The organism is Pseudoalteromonas aliena, assembly GCF_038155085.1.
GTDB lineage: Bacteria > Pseudomonadota > Gammaproteobacteria > Enterobacterales > Alteromonadaceae > Pseudoalteromonas > Pseudoalteromonas aliena_A.
In genome coordinates, this window is record NZ_JBAKAU010000005.1 from 165,814 (window position 1) to 185,516 (window position 19,703).

A 19,703-nucleotide genomic window follows, 5' to 3' on the forward strand; every position below is an offset into this window, starting at 1 on the left:
GTTCAGAGTTTTTATATTAAAGTGCGCCCATATGCATACATCAGCAATTTATCAGCAATTAAAAAAATCATTAAATAGCTATATTGAGCAAGGCAACACCGCTTTTACAGTGGCCCTTTCTGGTGGCGTTGATTCCGTGGTGTTGCTGCACTTAATGCGTACTTTAAGATCAGATAACCCTGTAATTGATTTATCGGCTATTTATGTTCACCATGGTTTGAGCCAGCATGCTGATGACTGGCAACGCTTTTGTGAAAACGTATGTATTGAGCTTAATGTGCCTTTTGAAGCTGCGAAGGTTGTAATTGAGCAGCAGTCGCGTACAAGTCTTGAAGCCCAAGCACGCGACGCCCGTTACAAAGCACTTGATGAGTTAAGTCCAAAAGGCAGTATTATTTTACTTGGCCAACATTTAAATGACCAAGTAGAAACATTTTTGCTGCGCTTAAAGCGAGGTTCGGGTTTAAAAGGACTTGGCTCAATGTACCAAGCGCGTTTACTGCAAAGTGGCCGAGTATGCTTTAGGCCATTGTTAAATGTAGCGCGCAGCGATATTGAAGCCTTTGCAGCGCGCTTTAGTATTAACCACATAACTGATGACTCTAATACAGATGAAAGTTTTGATCGTAACTTTTTACGCTCAAAAATAGTACCGGTATTAGCTGAGCGCTTTAATGGGTTTGAACAATGCACTGCACGAAGTATTGAGCTACTACAACAACAGCAAACACTACTTGATGAATACACACAGCTTGATTTAAATAAGTGTATTAACGAGCATCAAGCACTGTGTATTAATCAAGTAAGTAAATACAGCGCAGCGCGTATTGCAAATGTAGTGCGTGCTTGGCTTGCATTATTTACACAAGTGATGCCATCGCAAAAGCAGCTTGAGCAAATTATTAATCAAGCAATAAGTGCAAAAAGCGACGCACAAATGCTAATTGATTTAACCTATGGGCAAATACGCCGCCATCAAGGTTATTTGTACTTTGTTACACCAAGTGCAGAATTAACAGATGCTGAGCTTAATTATTCAGAGTTAAAACTTGCAGACGGACGATTACTAATTAAATGCAATGGCTGCGGAGTGAGAGCTCCAAACGCTGATGAGCAAGTAACAGTGCGCTTTAATTGTAATAGCGCGCGTATAAAACCACTTAAAAAGCCCGGTAGTAATACAGTTAAGCATTGGTTGAAAGATGCAAAAATAGCACCTTGGTTACGCGCCAGTGTACCGCTTATTTTTTATAATGATGAATTAGTGCAGGTAGTTGGCTATTTCATAAGTGCTAAGCACGTTGATGAAAATGGTATTTTTTGGGAGTGTAAATAAATGAGTAAACAGCCGCATGTTGGTTTGTCGTTAGTGACTAAAGCGCCAATGGGGATGCTGATAACGGCCGTTATAGCTATTATCGCTAATGTTTTACTAGAGCTTAATATTATTACTTTAGGTTATGCAGTTGCCGGTGGTGTGATTTCGGCGGCATTACTACTTGCCTACTGGTTAGGTAAAGGCGGGCTATTTTTTATTTTAGGCGTAAGTTTACCACTGGTTTTAGTGTTATTTACACCGCTTGCTACTATTACCGCATTACTTAATTTAATTAGCGGATTCTTTTTTGGTTTTTGTGCAGCGTTGTTTATTTATAAATTAGTGAGTGTAAAACCTTAGTATTGGAGTTTTAGCAATAAAAAAGCCTAGCGGGGGAAGCTAGGCTTTTTATTTAATGCAGTTAAGTAAATACTAATATGCTTTTGCGCAGTTTCTGCCAGATGCTTTTGCTTTGTATAAGCCTTTATCGGCTCTGGCAAATATTGCGTTATCGCAGTCTTGGCTGCTAGCCAGAGTATAACCAATACTTGTTGTTACCTTATACTTAGACATTAATGGCGATTTTCTTACTAAGCACATTATACGTTCGGCGATTACTTTATTAGTCGTAAATTCTGGGTCTTCAATAAGTAAAGCGAACTCATCACCACCAAACCTAAATACCGAATCTGTGCCACGTATACTATTAGCGAGTACTTTTGAAAACTCTCGTAGCATATCATCACCTACTTTATGACCGTAATTGTCGTTAACCTGTTTAAAGTTATCTAAATCGAGTAACATTAAGCTAAATGGACGTTGATAACGACGACAGTTTTCGAGTTTTTGCGACAAAAAATCATTAAATTGACTTCTATTATTTAAACCTGTTAATGCATCCTTTGTAGCGAGTTTTAGCACGCGACTGTACATCATGGCATTGCGTAGTGGGTAAACTAGTACGGAATGTAAACCGCGCAATTTTTTCTCAATAGCCGTATTAAGTTGATACTGACTAAAGTAAATTAATTGCCCTAAGTGCTCTTTATCGATCGATAAATCAAAAATATAGGGGGTTGTATTCGTATCACTATCAGAGGTTTGAGTCGTACCTAATGTTGATTGAAATTGCAATCCAGAAAAGTTTAGTATTTGCTTTACAAATTTTGCATAGATAGCTAAAACATCTTCTATTACAAGGCTCGTTTGAAGTTTGTTGACTAAATCATGTGTTTCAGTAATTTCGTTAACACGTGCGTACTCAGCCGAAAACGGCAAAAAATCACCGCGACCAGACACACGCTGCGTCAAAATATGGACGTTTTCCATTAAATACTCCCCCGAGAGTGTTACTTTGCAATAACTAAGCGATTTTTGTGCCATATTTTAAAATTGCATGAAAAACATATGGTTGCTATATTTACTTACAGGCTACTAGTTTAATTTAAGCGCGAGGCTGCATTTGCAAAGTATTAATGCTCAAATTTTTGGCTTATTAGTAGCGGCAGTTCTTTTTGTGTGGTTTTTTAAGCGCATTGGCTTGCCGCCTATTTTAGCGTACCTTGCAACAGGGGTTTTGGCCGGTAGTCATGGTATTGGCTGGCTTGCACAATCGCACGAAATAGAGTTTGTAGCTGAATTGGGCATTGTTTTTTTGTTATTTAGTTTAGGGCTTGAATTTTCTATTTCTCGGCTAATGGCAATGCGAAACCTAGTATTTGGTTTGGGCTCATTACAAGTAGGTATAACCAGTTTACTCTTCATTATTATTCTATATTCCTTAAACTTTTCATTACTCACCAGTTTTACCATCGGTACAATTATGGCGCTTTCTTCAACTGCTGTGGTTGTTAAGCTATTAAAAGAAACGGGTGAGCTTAATCAGCGCCGTGGGCAATTGGCCGTTGGTGTTCTACTTTTTCAAGATATTGCTGTCGTCCCTCTATTAATAATACTTCCTTTATTTGCATCAAGTGACTCTCAAAGTATTGGTTGGGCTTTAGCGTTTGCCCTAAGTAAGGGCGCATTTGTATGCGTGCTTCTTTGGGCAATTGGTAAATGGGTATTGCCCATTGTGTTTAAAGAAATAGCACAAGTACGTACCGATGAACTGTTTGTATTAACTACTATTTTGGTTGCGCTGTTTGCTGGGTTATTAACTTATATGTTTGGCCTATCTATGGCCTTAGGGGCTTTTTTAGCGGGTATGATGTTAGGCGAGAGCCATTACAGGCATCAATTAGAAGCTGATATAAGGCCGTTTCGCGATATTTTAATGGGGCTGTTTTTTGTAACCGTTGGTATGCAGCTCGACATTTTATTTGTCCTCAACCACAGTTTACTCATTATTGGTGCCTTACTTGGCTTATTGATATTAAAAATTACCGTGGTGGCGCTTAGTGCACGGCTTATGCACGAGCGAAACCAAGACTCCTTAGCGTGTGGCATTATGCTGTGGCAAATGGGGGAGTTTGGCTTTGTACTTATTGCACTTGCTGGTCAGCATCAATTATTAAATTCAGAGCAAGCTTCATTTTTAATTGCCCTTGGTGTGCTTTCAATGGCATTTACCCCATTTTTGATTGATAAAACGCCAGTTATTTTAAAGCGTTTAGGCATACTTGATCGCCCAAGTTTGGCGCTCGAGAGTGGGCCACAAAGTAGTACGCTATTTAGTGACCATGTTATTATTTGTGGTTTTTCTCGGGTTGGGCAAACTATAGCGCGTTTTTTAAAGCCCGAAGCAATAGACTATGTTGCGATTGAAAGTAACCCAATACTTGTACAAGAAGGCAAAGCAGCGGGTGAGCCTGTCATATTTGGCTATGTTAAACAAAAAGATATTTTGAAGTGCGCAGGAGTAGAGCGAGCTCGACTAGTTATTATTACTTTTACAGAGCTTGATCACGCACAAGTTGTGATTGATGCCATAAAACAAATAGCACCCAATGTTAAAATACTCATTCGTACCCGTGACGATAGCCAGCTAAATTATTTAAAAGAGCTAGGTGTAACCGAAGTAGTACCCGAATCGTTAGAGGCAAGCTTGATGCTCGTGTCGCATGTGTTGTCTATGTCGGGAGTACCGATGACGCGTATTGTGCGAAGAGTAAGTAAAGAGCGTCGTAATCGTTATCCGTTAATGCAAAGCTTTTACGCAGGCTATTTTAAAGATAACGAAGATACACCAAGTGACAGGTTAGAGTACTTACATGTGGTTGCTCTGCCTGATAAAGCCTATGCAGTTAATAAAACAATCGAAAATTTAAATTTAGAAAAGCGTCGAGTACTAGTAAAAGCACTGCGCAGAGAAGGGGCCGAAATAGACACGCCATCAGCACAAACAACTTTATTGGCTAATGACGTTTTAGTGTTACAAGGCAAACCAAGGCGCGTTGAGCGGGTAGAGCATTACCTGCTCGACGGAATAGAATAGTGACTTAGATTAGTCTAGCTCTAAAAATTCACGTATTTTAGGCAACTGCGCCATACCGTCTTCATAGCCAATTTGCATTAAATGCTGGGTGTAGCGTTTTTCAAACAATAGATAGCTGGTTAAACTCGATTGTGAATGTTTTTTAACACCAATAGTACGCAGTAGTACTTTAATAGCCCAAGGCATGTCGTTGTAATATTGCGCGGCAATGGCATTAAAGTTTTGTGATGGGTTAATTACAAAGGTATCAATTTGTTTAAGCTCTTGATGTTTATCGCGAGCGGGTAGTAGCCCTAAAGTGCGATTAACACGAGCCAAACGCTCTAAATCCGATTGCATGGTGTCGGTAAAAACACTATCGAGTAAATGCCCAGCCACAGCCGAAAGCCCCGGGTAATGAGGAGAATACCCCGGAGGGTGAAGCTCTTTAGGTTGATCGACCCCAATAATAAATATTTTCTCTGCACCTAAATGAATAGATGGGCTTAAAGGCGAAAGCTGATGTATTGAGCCATCACCAAAGTAATGGTTATAAATATTCACACTAGGAAACACCATAGGAATGGCGCTTGATGCCATTAAGTGTTCTACATTAATACGCGTTGCTTGGCCTTCGCGCTTAGCACGCTGCCAAGATGTTTGCGTATTAGATTGAAAAAATGCAACAGAATCGCCGGTTGTGTAACTAGAGGCCGTAATCGACAAAGCATCTAGGTAATTACGATGTAAATTACGCTCAATGCGGTGTAAGTCTAAAATCTCATTGAGCAAACTACGCAGAGGGCGGTTGTTTAATAAGCTCGCAGGAGGGTGGTTAATATGCTCTGACTGAAAGCTCGTTAAAATATTACGCGCAATATGGCCAAATACACTTAAAAAGTCACTTTTATAGACCATAGAGGTTGAAAAGTTTTTCCAAACTGATTCAAGCTTTCGTACAGCCAAATGCGCACAGGAAGCGTAACATGCCAATGCAGCTGAGTTAATAGCGCCAGCGGAGGTGCCGTTTATTACTCTAAATGGCAATGGAGCTGTGCGAGGCATGCTATGAGCTAGCGCTTTAAGCACACCCACTTGATAAGCAGCTCGTGCGCCACCACCTGTAAGCAATAAGGCAGTTTTAGGTTTTTGTGGATCAACTTGCTTGATTTTCATATTGGTGGTTAAACAGTTCTACGTCTTTACTTTATTTATTAACTGTAAGTCTTTAAGCTAGAAGAATCAAAGGATAACTGAGTTACTATGTATAGTAAGCTTACATTTATATTTGTAAGCTAAAATAATTACAGTAATAGTTTTTACGCATAATGAATTTTTTCCATTCAGAGCACTCTGAGTGATAATGCATTTTAATTTTTATGGAGTTTGTATGTCAGATAAACCAGAAGCGTCAGATGTTCAAAAACGTCCGCCTAATAACAACTTTTTATTCGCCGTTATTATTTTAATTATTGTGGTATGCGCTGCCGCATTTGTACTTTTAAAACCAAGTGACGAGCCACAAAAGCGCACCGAAGTGGAGCAAGTACCAAAAGAGCAGCCAATGATGGAGCTTAAACCAGAAAATGCCCCTGTTATTGATGCACCATCAGTTATGCCAGAAAAACCAGAAAAACCAGAAAAACCAGAAAACCTAGAAGTGCCAGTACAGCGCCAAGTTGAGCCAGAACCTGAGGTTGAGCCACTACCAACGCTTGACGAAAGTGATGCGGTTGTGGTTGCTAAAATTGATGAGTACCTAAGCGACTCAGTAATGAGCCTAATGGTGACCGACGATGTAATTCGCCGTGGTGTTGTATTTATAGATAATCTAGCTAAAGGTAAGGTAGCTAAAAAGCACACGCCTGTTGTACAACCAGAAGAGAAATTTAGCGTTAATGAAAGCGATATCCTCACGATTAACCCTAACAGCTACGAACGTTACACACCGTATGTAAAAATATTTACAAGTATGAGTGCAGCGCAAGCCGTGCGTATGTACGAAGAGTACAAGCCACTTATTAATAATGCATACAGTGAAATTGGTTATGGCGATGATGAGTTTGATCAAACGCTAACCGATGCAATCGATATACTCCTTGATACGCCAGAGCCTCAAGGTGACTTGCCGTTACTTCGCGACTCAGTAACGTATCAGTATGCGTTTTCGGAGTGGGAACAATTACCTGCTGCTCAAAAACAACTTTTACGCATGGGTCCAGAAAACATGAGAAAAGTAAAAGCAGCACTTCGTAATATAAAAGAGCAGTTAGAGAGCAACTAATACGCACTAAAACAGCTAAATACACCGCGATTGTATATGAAGTATGCAATCGCACTTTCTTTTTTGATTATCCCTTGAATAACAGAGCAAAAGTAGAGATAATCCTTTTCGCGCCAACCAAGGCCCTCAATGGTAGTCTTATTGGTCCTCTCGCAACACTAGCAGGCGAACCTGGTCAGGCCCGGAAGGGAGCAGCCACAGTTTGTGACGTGTGTGCCGAGATGTGGCTGGTAAGACTGCCACCCAAACTCCTCATTTGGGTGTTTAAACTAATAAAGCTATTTCTTCAAAAATAATTCACCTTATTTAATAATACGATTTATTTATAGATTACTTTATAAGTTCCTTTATAGATTTTTGTGTCTTTTTTGTAGAAAGTATTACTAATAACCACATGATAATGTTAACTAAAAGTAAATTACCCTTCCTTTTAAATATGTTGCTCATTCTCGATTCGTAAATGCGACTTAAGTCTATATTGTGTAGTACGAAGTTAGGATTAGAATAATGCCAAATTTATAAAGGGGCTCAAAATGAACTTGGAACGTATTCGCAATAGTAATCTGCATAATAAAGTTATGTCTGCTGAGCAGGCAAGTCTGTTTATTAAAGATGGAATGACAGTAGGGATGAGTGGTTTCACTCGTGCTGGAGAAGCTAAAGCAGTACCCAGAGCATTAATTGAGCAAGTCAAAAAAAATCCAATCAAAATAAATTTAATGACGGGTGCATCACTAGGTAATGATCTCGACAAGCTATTAACAGAAGCGGGTATTTTAGCGCGTCGTATGCCTTTTCAGGTAGATAGTACTTTACGTAAAGCGATTAACAACGGCGAAGTTATGTTTATTGATCAACATTTATCTGAAACGGTTGAGCATTTACGTAATCATCAATTAACCAAGCCTGATGTAGCTGTTATTGAAGCGGTTGCCATTACCGAAGAAGGACATATTGTACCAACTACATCTGTTGGTAATTCAGCAAGCTTTGCTATTTTTGCAAAAGAAGTTATTGTTGAAATTAATATGTTGCATAACCCTAATCTTGAAGGTTTGCACGATATATACATTCCATCGTATCGTCCTACTCGTCAACCAATGCCGCTAGTTAAAGTAGACGACCGCATTGGTGGCATGGCTGTTCCTATCGATCCTGCAAAAATTGTTGGTATTGTTTTTACTAACCAAAGCGATTCGTTTTCGACCGTTACCGACCCAGATGAAGACACCGCATCAATTGCGCGCCATTTAGTTAACTTTTTTAAAGAAGAAGTGGCTCAAAATAAATTGCCAGCTAATTTAGGTCCGCTGCAAGCAGGCATTGGTAACATTGCTAATGCGGTGATGATGGGACTACTCGACTCTGACTTTAAAGACCTAACAATGTATTCAGAGGTACTGCAAGATTCGACGTTTGACTTAATTGATGCAGGTAAGATGAGCTTTGCATCAGGCAGTTCAATTGTTTTGTCTGAGCGTTGTAACGCACAAGTATTTAATAATTTAGAAAAATACAAAGACAAACTAGTGTTACGCCCTCAAGAAATTTCGAACCACCCTGAAATAGTGCGCCGTTTAGGTATTATTGCCATTAATACTGCGCTTGAGTTTGATATGTACGGCAATGTAAATTCAACGCATGTGTGTGGTACACGAATGATGAATGGTATTGGCGGCTCGGGTGATTTTGCACGTAATGCTCATTTAGCAATATTTGTAACTAAATCGATTGCTAAAAATGGCGACATTTCAAGTGTTGTGCCTATGGCGAGCCATGTTGATCATAACGAGCACGATGTTGATATTTTAGTAACTGAGCAAGGCTTAGCTGATTTACGTGGTTTAGCACCGCGTGAGCGTGCTGTACAAGTTATTAAGCATTGTGTGCACCCAGAATATCGCGAAGCAATGTTAGACTATTACAATCGCGCGTGTGAGCGTGGCGGGCATACGCCTCATTTACTTGAAGAAGCATTTAGTTGGCATATTCGCTTGGAGCAAGAAGGTAGTATGAAAAAAGTATCTGCAACAGATACCCAAATACCGCTATCAGCTTAAGCTTTATTTTGGCTAACAGATAGATACTTTAAACGCTCCATTTAGGAGCGTTTTTATTTAGAAATAAATAATTTTAACCCGTAATTAGGCTTAATCAATTGGGCGATTAAGCCTGATGCTAAAGCGTTTAAATAAAATCGAGCGTAAGTAATAAGCGTTGCTCGTTTGCAGCTACCGGTGGTGAGCGATGCACTAAACCTGCACCTTCGTTGTCATCCCAGTATTCTCCTTTAAGAAGGGCAACATCACCTTCTGTTAGCTGATTAATATTACTTAAGCTTTTAAATAAGCCTGACTCTTCATCTGGCTTACCTAAATTACCTGCACCTAGCTTTGAGCGGTTTACATCACTGTGATTTAACCACTGTGTTGCAACACCTTGGTAAGTGGTAACTAATCGGCACGGAATTTTGTCTACATGAAAGCGCGGGCACATGGGGTTATCTAATATTTTTAGCCTTAAACCGGCGCGTTTTAAATCAAACAGACAGCAAAACATTTCAACTAATAGTGCTATGTCTTCACACAAAGCGTTAACTTCATCGCGGTTATTATCTTCTGGTTTAAGCGCAGTTATTAACTGATCAAAAGCGTCATCGGGCGATACAGCAAGTTCTAATGGTTTTAACGCATTGGTGGCAATGAGTGTATTAACAGCTTTTGTTAGTTTTTCGGCTGTGCTTCTTTGCCAAATAACAATGTTAGTGTCTTGGTTATAAATTTGTGGAAAAACACTGGCATCACTACCTTTTGCCGCTCTTCTATGGAGTTCTTCAGCTGGTTTTATTTGCGCTGTTAACGGGGCCAAGGCGTTCATTACTCTTCCTCCCAAATAGGAAACGGGTCGTTATAGGTTCTCCAAAAGTCTTTACCCTTAAGTACGGCACCTTCTGATAATAAGCAGTCATCAAGCGCATTAATCATCGCTTGTTTATTTAATGATTGACCAATAAACACTAGCTCTTGGCGCATATCACCAAAGGGTTCTACCCATTTACTGTTTATATCAGCAAGCAGTTCGGGCTCTGTGGGCCAGTCTTTTTTAGGAATTGCTTTATAAAACATGCCTGCAAACCCGTAATGAGCTATGCCACCAGCTTGGCTCCATTGCGCGCAAAATAAAGGGCGCGTTGCGAGCCAAAAGTAACCTTTAGAGCGAATGAGTTTGCCAAATTGCTCGGTATTGTGAAGAAAGTTATAAAACTTTTCAGGATCAAACGGACGGCGCGCCGTATAGTTAAAGCTGCTAATACCATACTCTTCGGTCTCGGGAATGTGTTCACCGCGCATTTCTTTAAGCCAACCGGGGGCTTGTTGTGCACGTTCAAAGTCAAACAAACCGGTGTTTAGTACTTCATTAATATTAATACTGCCATTTGATATAGGAATAATTTTGGCTTGAGTATTAAGTGTATTTAAAATAGCGGAGAGTTTATTTAACTGCTCCTCGGTTACTAAATCGGTTTTACTAATTAAAATTACATCAGCAAATTCAACTTGGTCTACAAGTAAGTCGGTTACGCTTCGCTCGTCATCTTCACCAAGTGACTCGCCAGTGTCTTGTAAATCGTTTGCTTGTTCGTAATCGTTTAAAAAGTTAACGGCGTCAACTACGGTCACCATGGTATCAAGTGTGGCAACATCGCCAAGTGAAATACCGTTTTCATCGGCAAAGGTGAAAGTTTCGGCAACCGGTAGGGGTTCCGATATTCCTGTCGATTCAATAACTAGGTAATCAAATTGACCTTCTTTAGCTAGCTTACCAACTTCAATAAGCAAGTCCTCTCGAAGGGTGCAACAAATACAGCCGTTACTCATTTCAACTAGCTTTTCATCACTGTGACTGAGCGATACATCACTTTTAATTGTGGCTGCATCAATATTTATATCGCTCATATCGTTAACTATAACGGCTACTTTTTTGCCTTCTCTGTTGTTAAGAATATGACTAAGTACGGTGGTTTTACCGGCCCCTAAAAAACCTGATAACACTGTGACGGGCAGTTTATTTATCATTTTTAAATCTTACTAAATTGCAATTTGTCGGTATGTTATATTATATCAATTGCATATTCTAGTAACGCTCGCCGTTTATTAACTGCTAAATGGATGTGAATAAGTAACTCATTGTTTTAAAAATTATTCGTTCTAAAACTTAGAAGGTTTTTGCAGCGTACCTCCATTGATTGTGAAAATGATAAGAGTTATCATTTTGGTTGTTATCTACTTGCATTCTTCTAGGGACTTTCATGTTTAACCGAACTAATTTGGCGCTCAGTATTGCTGCGTCTCTTTCTGCTTTTTCTAATATGGCACTTGCTGAGCAAAATAACGATATTGAAAAAATAGAAGTAACTGGCCGTGCTCAGCAATTTTACCTTGAAACCGAAAGTAAAATTGGAACTAAAACTAATTTAGATCTTATTAAACTACCTCAATCTGCACAGGTATTAACAGAGCAACTTATTATTGACCAAGCAGCGCGCGATATTACCGACTTATATCGCTCAATTGCGGGAGTGAGCGAATATAGCTACTCCGGTGTAACTTTTCGTGGCTTTAGAGATGACGCAAATGTATTTTATGATGGCGTGCGCGGCGACCCATATTCTGGCTTTGGTGTACCACAACTATTTAATGTAGAGCGTGTTGAAGTATTAAAAGGGCCTGCCTCTGCTTTGTATGGCGGTGGCGAACCAGGTGGGATGATTAATTACGTAACCAAAAAGCCAAGCTACACACAAAAGCGTGAATTAAAGCTTACTCTGGCTAACTACAACACCCGAGGTGCATCACTTGATATGACCGGTGGTTTAAGCGATACAATGGCTTATAGATTAGGTGGTTTTTATGAAGAGCAAGACAGCTTTCGTAATAATGCAGATTCAAAAAATACCGAACTTACTGGCGGTTTGCTATTTGATTTAAGTGATTCAACCACCCTAACTACAAGTGTTGACTACATAAAACAAGACCTAGGCGGAAACCGCTTACGTGGTGTACCGGTTGACGACAACGGCAACTTTTTAGTTGACTCAAGTTATAACGCTAATGAAGCGGTTGATTATCAAGATATGGAAGCGTTGGTGCTTCAAGCCGAGATAAGTCATTACTTTAGTGATGACTTTTATGTAAATAGTACACTGCGCTACATGGATAACGAACGCGATCAAGGCTACCATGAGTCGCAAAGTTGGGTAGATGTAAACGGCGATGGCGTTGCCAATATTGATGACGAAACTATTAAACGCGAATACCGCAAACAATATCGCGCTAACGAAGAAACAAGCTTAACTACCGACTTTGTTTATAGTTTTGAACATGGCCAATTAACGCACCAAGTACTATTTGGCGGCGACTATCACGCAGTGGATACCGAATACGATTATCTGCGAGCGCGTTATGAAGCCGATGGCGTTACTAATTTAAACATATTTGACTTAAATTACGGCGAGACAGATCCAAGCTCTTATAACTTAACCGACCTAAACCGCGATGGAATACAAAGCGACCGTTTTGGTGTTTACCTGCAAGATGTTTTAAGTATTAACAAGCAATGGACCGTTATTGCAGGTCTGCGTTACGATCATTTTAAAGAGCTAAATAAAGAAACGGGATTTAGTTACTCAGATAGTGATATAACTCCGCGCGTTGCTGTTACTTATCAACCAGTAGAAAACACCTCGGTATATATAAATTACTCAGAAAGCTTTAACCCTACCTCCTCAGAGGATCAAGAAGATATAGACGGCGAGGGTAATTTAACGCCAGAAACCGGAAAACAAACCGAAATTGGCATGAAAAACCAATGGCTGAATGGCAAAATTATGAGCACCTTTGCTGTTTATCAAATTAATAAAGAAAACGTTGTGCTAAGTAACCCCAATGACACTGGCGCGGGTGATGGTATTGCTGCACTTATTAATATAGGTGAAGTAGAAAGCCGTGGCTTTGAAACAACGCTGGTGGGTGACTTAACAGAGTATTGGACTGTTACCGCTAATTACGCATACAACGACACTATTGTAATAGAAGGAGTAGCCGGAGACACTGTGGGAGACACCTACGGTGATGGTACTCGTTTTGCTAATGCCCCACGTCACCAGGCAGGCTTATGGACTCGCTACGCACTGGATTCAATTGACTCATCAATTGCATTTGGTGCAAATTACGTCAGTGAGCAACTTAGTACAAGCGGCCAAAAAGTTAAACCATTTACCGTATTCGATATGAGCTGGACCACCCGCTTTGACGATGTGTTATTAAGCGTAAATATTAATAACCTGTTTGATAAAGAATACGCGGTTAGTGGATTTAATGAGCGCAACGGCCACTTTCCGGGGAGCCCGCGTGAAATTGTTGGGCAAATAACCTACAAGTTTTAATACTTATTAGCGCGAGAGTCACTCGCGCTTTATTTTAAGTATCGCCTTGCACCTTTTTATCGTTACTAAATTTAGCTGCTTCTTGTGTCGTGTTAATAGCCGTAATAGGGAAGGGAATTACGATGCCTTCTTTTTTATAGCGTTTATGCAGGGCTTTTATAAACGCAGATTTAACCCAAAAACGATTAAAGTATTCTTTAGCTCTAAGCATTACCGTAAAGTTAATGCTTGATCTATCAAAGGTATGAAAAACCACAAAGGTATTATAATCATCAACGCCCCATTCGTGTGAAATAAGTATTTCGCGAGCCACTTCAAGTGTTACTTGTTCAACAAACTCTAAATCTGAATCGTAATGCACGCTTATATCAACAGGCACGCTTAGCTCTTTTTCAGGATAAAAGTAATGAGGGCGTGTTGAACTTTGCGGATTGAAATTTGTTCAATCTAGGGGCGATTATATCGCGGCGCGAGGTTTGTAACCTAGTGGGCTAAGTAAAAACCGAGCAACAAAGAGTTTATCGCCCCTAGGCAGAACCCAAAGGGCAGCGCATGTTTGGTATTTATGCTGCGTTATCGCCTATTTATGGGGAATAACCACACTTCATAGGCTCTGCCTTGCCTAAAAACCAAACACGCTGCTGCAAATTCAATCATCAAAGATCAACACGCCCTACTAATACGCGACTTAGATAATTGGCTATTAGGTATAATAATCATATTGTTGGGCAGCATTTTAACCCATGTAGATCGCCAGCCTATATGATCAACAAAGCCTTGCTCCTTAGATTCAAGCTCAATAAAATCACCCACCCTTATAGGTTTATCTATTACTAGCTGCACGCCAGAAAAAAAGTTTTCAAGGGTAGGTTGCAAAGCAAGGGCAACAGCCAGTGATGTAATACCTAACGAGGCAATAATGGGCGTAATAGAAATACCTAACGTGCCCATTAACACCAGCAGCCCTACTGACGACAATGTAACGCGTATCACGCCTTTAATTATGCTTTTTGAATTAAAAACCACGGCAGATTGTTTACCATAGTAATTAATAGTGCCAATAATAAAACGGTCTAAAAACATAATAAGTGCAAGCAGCGCTAATACAATATTAATGTTATTAAAAGGGATCTGCTGAGAAATAGAAGTACTAATAATGAAGGTGTCGTGCTCTAAAATGGTGAGCAGCACAATAATTGTGCACAGTGTAAGCGGTTTAGATATTGACTCTATTAGTAATGTATCGAATATAAACGTGGTTTTTGAAGTCCATTTTTTTAGCCAGTACATTACAAAAAAACGAATTAAAAACAGTAGTATAGCTATAAGTAAAAGAGAGGACGCTGCGCTTAACCAAGGTGTGCTGTTAGAAAATTCCAGCGCTTTATTTAGCATAACTTAAACCTGTTCAATATAGTTTTATATATATTGCAGCAAGTTATGTACCTTTATTTGGATAAAAGTAGCTGCCGAGTTTAGTCGGCAGCAAATATTATACTTTTTTGGCTAACCACATACCGCCTAGCACGGCTGCAAAAAATAATAAAAACTCCATTTTAAGAGACACCAATTGAACCAAACCAGGCCCTGGGCATATACCACTTAAACCCCAGCCTAAACCAAAAAGTACTGAGCCGATAATTAAGCGCGCATCAATATTTTTTAAATTACTTAAATTAAACGTTCCTGAAATAAGTGGCTTCTCTTTTTTTGCAACCCATAACCACGTAAGCATCATTATTAGCATGGCAACTGCCATCACTATAATTAAGCTTGGGTCCCATTGGTTCCCGTAGGTAAGAAAGTTAATCACTTTATCGGGGTTTGTCATCCCGCTAATAATAAGTCCTAAGCCAAATATAAAGCCTATAACAACCATCATAATTGCTTTCATTATTTATCCTACAAGGTTTGCTGTAATGAAGGCGACAAGCATAAATGTGCATGTTGCAACCCAAGAGCGAGTAGAAAAGCGCGACATGCCACACACGCCATGGCCACTTGTGCACCCATTAGCTAACGTTGTACCGGAGCCAACTAAAAGCCCTGCAACAACAATAAGCCAAGGCGGCAACTGTAATTCGCCTTCTAATAAAGAAGGCGCAAATATTCTTACAGCTACACCTGCTAACAACAATCCTAAAATAAAGTATAACTGCCAACGCGAGCCCGAATTTGCTTTAGCGAATACAGACTTAACAATGCCTGATATGCCCGCAATTTTTCCGTATAAAACCAGTAATAACGTACACGCTATACCTATTAATGCCCCGCCTATTGCAGCTGATACTGGGGTGAATTCTGTTACCATTTTTAAATTTCCCAAACAATAGAAACACCTAAACCGGTTTGTTTCATTTCGATTGATATTTGCTGATTAGGTGCTAAGTAGTTAGCACCCGTTACTTTTTTATTTGGCGAATAATATCACCGCTTTTTAAAAACTACATAGACTCGAGCGTTTTACCGCGTGTTTCTTTAATGTATTTAACAACAAAGAATATGCTTATAAGTGCCGATAACGCATAAAAGCCATAAGCACCGGCAAGGCCTATATTGGCAAGCATAATAGGGAAGGTCATGGCGATTGCAAAGTTAGCAATCCATTGTGCGCTAGCCGCAACAGCAAGCGCTGCGCCGCGAATACGGTTATTAAACATTTCGCCTAATAACACCCACACAACAGGGCCCCAACTTAAGCCAAAAAATACCACAAATAAGTTAGCCATAATAAGCGCAAATGTACCCATGTTATCGCTAAGGGCAAGTTTGCCTGCTTCATCAAGGCCTGCACTGCCAAATATATAAGTAAGCGCGCTTAAGCTAATAAACATACCAATACTGCCTACTAATAGCAGTGGTTTACGGCCAATTTTGTCAACTAGGGCAATGGCAATAAAGGTTGATGCAATATTCGTTGTGCCTGCGAGTACATTTATAAATAACGATTGCGATTCATCAAACCCAGCGGCTTGCCAAAGCTCAGAGCCGTAATAAAACACCACGTTAATACCCACAAATTGCTGAAATACACTCAGCGCCACACCCACCCAAACAATTGGGTGTACTTTTTTACTGCCATCAATAAATAAGTCGCGAATACTTGGCTTTGTATCGCTATGCAATGAGCGTTTTACATCGCTTATTTGCTCATCAACGTTATCGTTCGATATTTTACTAAATACCGCTTTTGCATCATCCACTTTACCTTGCGCCACTAAATAACGAGGCGACTCGGGAATAAACAACACACCGACTAAAAATAGTACAGCAGGCACAAGCTCTGCCCAAAACATCCAGCGCCAAGCGGCTATATCAAGCATTAAAATATTTTGCGCGCTGCCTGCTGCATCAGCAATTAAGTAGTTACTTAAAAAAGCAGCAAATAAACCCAATACAATAGCGAGTTGTTGTAGTGTAGCTAAACGGCCACGTAGTGCTGGTGGCGCAACTTCTGCAATATAAGCAGGCGCTAATACTGATGCAGCACCAATACCTAAACCACCAAATAAACGGTAAAAAATAAACTCCGCAGAGCTTTCGCTAATGCCCGAACCAAATGCACTAATGGCAAAAATAATAGCGGTGATGATCATAATTGCACGGCGACCAAATTTATCAGCCAGCGGCCCCGCAGCAAGCGCACCTAAAGCACAGCCAAGTAACACAGACGCTACGTTAAACCCCGTAGCCACACTGCTTGAATTAAAAGCATTACCGAGTGCCGACACCGTGCCGTTAATAACGCCCGAGTCAAAACCAAATAAAAAGCCACCAATAGCAGCCACAGCCGATATAAAAATTACGTAAATAAGAGAGGTATTTTCAGCTGTGTTGGCTGAGTGGGAAGGCGGTGTGTGCGTTGTCATTATATGCCCTGAAAGTTAATTTAAATTCAAAGGAGCATAATATCGTAAAGCGCTATGGCTGAATACATTTGTGCAGGTATAAAGGGTTCGGCGAGTATAAATTAAGTTGTTTTTAAAGGTTTTAACTTAATGGCTTTAATTTAAAGGTATTAGCTTACCGGCGTTACTTTAAAATTAAGTTACTGCCTTTTTAGATAACACAGACTGAATTTTAATAAATAATATGCTTTGTATAGGAAGTGCCTGTTGGAACAATATTACTGTTCTGTACCTTTAAGTGTGCTTTTGCAATTACATAAATTGATAGGAGGTTAGGTAATTGTTTACAAGTGATTATTTGGTGGTTAAGGTAAATGCATTGAATATAGGAACATTGTCGGTTTATAAAACGACAGATATCGTAGCTAAAGTTGTTAGTAAGTAATTGTACATGGAGTGTAAATGCCTAGAGTTGATAAAAGGGTCCTATTATTAGATTTCTTCCGAGAGAAAGAGAAAGATGGAAGATCTTTTACTTTTCAAGATGCAGCTGAAAAAACAGGTTATAGCCCTAAGAGCGTTAATAAATATATATCCGAAAAGCTAAAAGGAAAATTTATATTTAAATCTGAAAAAGGTGGCTGGGTTTCTGAGGGATGTTCTCAGCTATCAAATGACGATTTTGTCCGTTTAATGTCACAAAGTACGGCTGCAAAAGTACTAACGCCAGATGAGAAAATTTATCAAAAGCTAATAAAACGTAGCCTTGATGCATTTACACTTGCTTTAGAAGTTTATAATCGCCCAAGCTTAAGTAATCGAGTTGAAGCTTTTGCTATTATGATGGTTAATTCTTGGGAGTTATTTTTAAAAGCTGAAGTTTTAGATTCTTTAGGTCATGAGAAGGTTTTTTATTCCAATGGTAAAAGTATTAGTATCTCAGATGCTTTACCGCTGCGATTACAAAATAATGACCCCGTAAAAAAGAACATTGAAACATTAATTCAGCTAAGAGATCATGCTACTCATCTTCTTATACCTGAATTACAACCTCAACTATCACGACTTTTCCAAGCTAATGTTTTAAATTACCAAGAACGTTATAAAAATCAAATGGGCAATTCCCCACTATCAGGACAAAGTGTGGGAATGTTGAGTTTAGTCATTGATGGACCAGAACCTGAAATAGGCGTTATAAAAGAATCATATGGTGAATTAACGGCCAAAGAAGTTTTAACTTTTTTAAAACAGTTTGAAGAAACTAGTAAAGATGTTGATTCTGATAAATATACAATATCAATCGATTATAAGCTTAAGTTATCTAAAAAAACGGATGAAGCTGATCTCACTTTGAGTACAGGTGTAGACGGGCAACAGGCAGTGATAATCACTACAGCAAAAGACCTGAATGCTACTCACCCGTATACTACTAATTCTGCAATCGAGCAAATCAACCGAGATCAGTCAGAGTTAAAAGTTACGTCTTACTCGTTTCAAGCAGTACTTTTTAAGCATAAAATTAAGGCAAATAACAACTCTGAATATCACAACTACACAGATATCCATCGATATTCTGCTAAATTTGTAAACTGGTTTGTAAATAATCTAGTTAAACAAAACAACTGGTTAAAGAGTGCTGTTGATTCATATAAGAAACGGTGAAGTTGCTCGTTTCTCGCTGGAACCCCAAAACTGCGTGGCGATTTAGTTTTGGTGCTTCGCCAAACTATAACCAAATTGGCGCTAAGTTTTGGTTGCCCATAAGCGGGCTTTACGTGTTTAGGAGTGAAATTTGACTTTTATATGTATTGGTATAGTAACTTTGATTCTTACTTACTACGCTCAAATCAAAGCCGGTGATAAGTGGAACAATTTTTTAGTTTACGTATTTTCTGGTTTAACGTATTTTTGTGCTTATATTTTAATCGACATTGAGACTGATGTGTTCGACATTGTTTATAGTATTTTTTCGATATTTTTTATATTTTCAACGTTATTTGTTACTTTGCTAATAAAACCCGATAAGTCTAGATAAATATTATTGATATAACACATAACAAATAGTTAAGCGTTATCAATCGCTAATCCATAGCTAGCTTAAAAGTATTTTTAGCACTATTTATAGTGCTAAATCTTGCTCAGTTCCTGCTTCACGCTTCAGAGTTATTAAAGTACTCTTTTTGCAATTCTATAGTCAGTGCTTTAGGGCGAATGCCTTGTACTAGGTCGTATACCTCTTCTTTTGTGTAACCTGCCGAGTTTAAAATAAGCGCAGCAACCAACCCTGTGCGGCCAGTGCCGCCTTTGCAATGTATGGCAATGGTTTGTTTGTGTTGTATGGTTTGTAATATGTCGCTTTTTACATTTAGTGCTTATTGACTCTACATTATTTT

General features: G+C 39.3%; 15 protein-coding genes, 1 other RNA gene and 2 pseudogenes. 8 read left to right on the forward strand and 10 right to left on the reverse strand.

Translation table 11 applies throughout. The features are described 5' to 3' along the window. The first annotated feature begins 31 nt into the window (after positions 1 to 31). Together tilS and V6260_RS07430 are read left to right on the forward strand one after the other, a co-directional pair. Entirely contained in the window at positions 32 to 1,336 is a 1,305-nt protein-coding gene (gene tilS, locus V6260_RS07425) for a tRNA lysidine(34) synthetase TilS (RefSeq protein ID WP_341593450.1), read from the forward strand. Continuing rightward, positions 1,337 to 1,678, forward strand: a complete 342-nt coding sequence (locus V6260_RS07430; protein ID WP_341593452.1) for a hypothetical protein — start codon at positions 1,337 to 1,339, stop codon at positions 1,676 to 1,678. Positions 1,679 to 1,750: 72 nt separating this feature from the next. Here the strand turns inward: V6260_RS07430 and V6260_RS07435 are convergent, their stop codons facing one another. After that, entirely contained in the window at positions 1,751 to 2,647 is an 897-nt protein-coding gene (locus tag V6260_RS07435; RefSeq protein ID WP_341593454.1) for a GGDEF domain-containing protein, read from the reverse strand. Positions 2,648 to 2,780: 133 nt separating this feature from the next. Between V6260_RS07435 and V6260_RS07440 the strand changes: the two genes are divergently transcribed. Beyond that, positions 2,781 to 4,754, forward strand: coding sequence for a monovalent cation:proton antiporter-2 (CPA2) family protein (locus tag V6260_RS07440; RefSeq protein WP_341593456.1), 1,974 nt, complete (start codon positions 2,781 to 2,783; stop codon positions 4,752 to 4,754). A 9-nt stretch (positions 4,755 to 4,763) separates the two neighbouring features. Here V6260_RS07440 and V6260_RS07445 read toward each other — a convergent pair whose 3' ends face one another. Then, a complete protein-coding gene (locus tag V6260_RS07445) occupies positions 4,764 to 5,909 on the reverse strand; it encodes a patatin-like phospholipase family protein (protein ID WP_341593459.1) in 1,146 nt (381 codons plus the stop codon). A 214-nt stretch (positions 5,910 to 6,123) separates the two neighbouring features. Here V6260_RS07445 and V6260_RS07450 point away from each other — a divergent pair, with 214 nt between their 5' ends. The 3 genes from V6260_RS07450 to V6260_RS07460 all read left to right on the forward strand — a co-directional run bounded on the left by V6260_RS07450 (position 6,124) and on the right by V6260_RS07460 (position 9,077). Beyond that, entirely contained in the window at positions 6,124 to 7,017 is an 894-nt protein-coding gene (locus V6260_RS07450) for a DUF3014 domain-containing protein (RefSeq protein WP_341593460.1), read from the forward strand. A 139-nt stretch (positions 7,018 to 7,156) separates the two neighbouring features. Next, an RNA gene (gene ffs / locus V6260_RS07455) (signal recognition particle sRNA small type) lies at positions 7,157 to 7,253 on the forward strand. Positions 7,254 to 7,550: 297 nt separating this feature from the next. Further along, on the forward strand, positions 7,551 to 9,077 hold the full coding sequence (locus V6260_RS07460) for an acetyl-CoA hydrolase/transferase family protein (RefSeq protein WP_341593463.1): 1,527 nt from the start codon (positions 7,551 to 7,553) through the stop codon (positions 9,075 to 9,077). Between the two features lie 127 nt (positions 9,078 to 9,204). Here the strand turns inward: V6260_RS07460 and V6260_RS07465 are convergent, their stop codons facing one another. Together V6260_RS07465 and zigA are read right to left on the reverse strand one after the other, a co-directional pair. Continuing rightward, positions 9,205 to 9,894, reverse strand: a complete 690-nt coding sequence (locus tag V6260_RS07465) for a DUF1826 domain-containing protein (RefSeq protein WP_341593465.1) — start codon at positions 9,892 to 9,894, stop codon at positions 9,205 to 9,207. Then, on the reverse strand, positions 9,894 to 11,093 hold the full coding sequence (gene zigA / locus V6260_RS07470; protein ID WP_341593468.1) for a zinc metallochaperone GTPase ZigA: 1,200 nt from the start codon (positions 11,091 to 11,093) through the stop codon (positions 9,894 to 9,896). The genes V6260_RS07465 and zigA overlap by 1 nt, the downstream gene beginning before the upstream one ends. Before the next feature lie 233 nt (positions 11,094 to 11,326). Between zigA and V6260_RS07475 the strand changes: the two genes are divergently transcribed. Continuing rightward, entirely contained in the window at positions 11,327 to 13,462 is a 2,136-nt protein-coding gene (locus V6260_RS07475) for a TonB-dependent siderophore receptor (protein ID WP_341593474.1), read from the forward strand. Between the two features lie 34 nt (positions 13,463 to 13,496). Here V6260_RS07475 and V6260_RS07480 read toward each other — a convergent pair. From V6260_RS07480 to V6260_RS07500, 5 genes and pseudogenes are all read right to left on the reverse strand, one after another. Beyond that, positions 13,497 to 13,868: pseudogene (locus V6260_RS07480) on the reverse strand (mechanosensitive ion channel family protein); the annotation flags it as partial. A 257-nt stretch (positions 13,869 to 14,125) separates the two neighbouring features. Beyond that, a complete protein-coding gene (locus V6260_RS07485) occupies positions 14,126 to 14,857 on the reverse strand; it encodes a mechanosensitive ion channel family protein (protein WP_341593476.1) in 732 nt (243 codons plus the stop codon). Positions 14,858 to 14,954: 97 nt separating this feature from the next. Then, a complete protein-coding gene (locus V6260_RS07490) occupies positions 14,955 to 15,356 on the reverse strand; it encodes a DUF6691 family protein (RefSeq protein WP_341593478.1) in 402 nt (133 codons plus the stop codon). 3 nt (positions 15,357 to 15,359) lie between these two features. After that, entirely contained in the window at positions 15,360 to 15,773 is a 414-nt protein-coding gene (locus V6260_RS07495) for a YeeE/YedE family protein (protein ID WP_341593480.1), read from the reverse strand. A gap of 133 nt (positions 15,774 to 15,906) precedes the next feature. After that, entirely contained in the window at positions 15,907 to 17,331 is a 1,425-nt protein-coding gene (locus V6260_RS07500) for a sugar porter family MFS transporter (protein WP_341593481.1), read from the reverse strand. Between the two features lie 441 nt (positions 17,332 to 17,772). Here V6260_RS07500 and V6260_RS07505 point away from each other — a divergent pair, with 441 nt between their 5' ends. Further along, positions 17,773 to 18,972 (forward strand): DUF3644 domain-containing protein, encoded by a 1,200-nt coding sequence (locus V6260_RS07505; RefSeq protein ID WP_188085384.1) that lies wholly within the window; start codon positions 17,773 to 17,775, stop codon positions 18,970 to 18,972. 488 nt (positions 18,973 to 19,460) lie between these two features. On the opposite strand, the pseudogene V6260_RS07510 reads toward V6260_RS07505, so the two are convergent. Then, positions 19,461 to 19,670, reverse strand: a pseudogene (locus tag V6260_RS07510) (protein-tyrosine phosphatase family protein); the annotation flags it as partial. Between the last annotated feature and the right edge of the window lie 33 nt (positions 19,671 to 19,703).

Coding starts and splice junctions, on each gene's coding strand:
- tilS (WP_341593450.1), top strand. CDS start 32: ATGCATACATCAGCAATTTATCAGCAATTAAAAAAATCATTAAATAGC.
- V6260_RS07430 (WP_341593452.1), top strand. CDS start 1,337: ATGAGTAAACAGCCGCATGTTGGTTTGTCGTTAGTGACTAAAGCGCCA.
- V6260_RS07435 (WP_341593454.1), bottom strand. CDS start 2,647: ATGGAAAACGTCCATATTTTGACGCAGCGTGTGTCTGGTCGCGGTGAT.
- V6260_RS07445 (WP_341593459.1), bottom strand. CDS start 5,909: ATGAAAATCAAGCAAGTTGATCCACAAAAACCTAAAACTGCCTTATTG.
- V6260_RS07450 (WP_341593460.1), top strand. CDS start 6,124: ATGTCAGATAAACCAGAAGCGTCAGATGTTCAAAAACGTCCGCCTAAT.
- V6260_RS07460 (WP_341593463.1), top strand. CDS start 7,551: ATGAACTTGGAACGTATTCGCAATAGTAATCTGCATAATAAAGTTATG.
- V6260_RS07465 (WP_341593465.1), bottom strand. CDS start 9,894: ATGAACGCCTTGGCCCCGTTAACAGCGCAAATAAAACCAGCTGAAGAA.
- zigA (WP_341593468.1), bottom strand. CDS start 11,093: ATGATAAATAAACTGCCCGTCACAGTGTTATCAGGTTTTTTAGGGGCC.
- V6260_RS07475 (WP_341593474.1), top strand. CDS start 11,327: ATGTTTAACCGAACTAATTTGGCGCTCAGTATTGCTGCGTCTCTTTCT.
- V6260_RS07485 (WP_341593476.1), bottom strand. CDS start 14,857: ATGCTAAATAAAGCGCTGGAATTTTCTAACAGCACACCTTGGTTAAGC.
- V6260_RS07490 (WP_341593478.1), bottom strand. CDS start 15,356: ATGAAAGCAATTATGATGGTTGTTATAGGCTTTATATTTGGCTTAGGA.
- V6260_RS07495 (WP_341593480.1), bottom strand. CDS start 15,773: ATGGTAACAGAATTCACCCCAGTATCAGCTGCAATAGGCGGGGCATTA.
- V6260_RS07500 (WP_341593481.1), bottom strand. CDS start 17,331: ATGACAACGCACACACCGCCTTCCCACTCAGCCAACACAGCTGAAAAT.
- V6260_RS07505 (WP_188085384.1), top strand. CDS start 17,773: ATGCCTAGAGTTGATAAAAGGGTCCTATTATTAGATTTCTTCCGAGAG.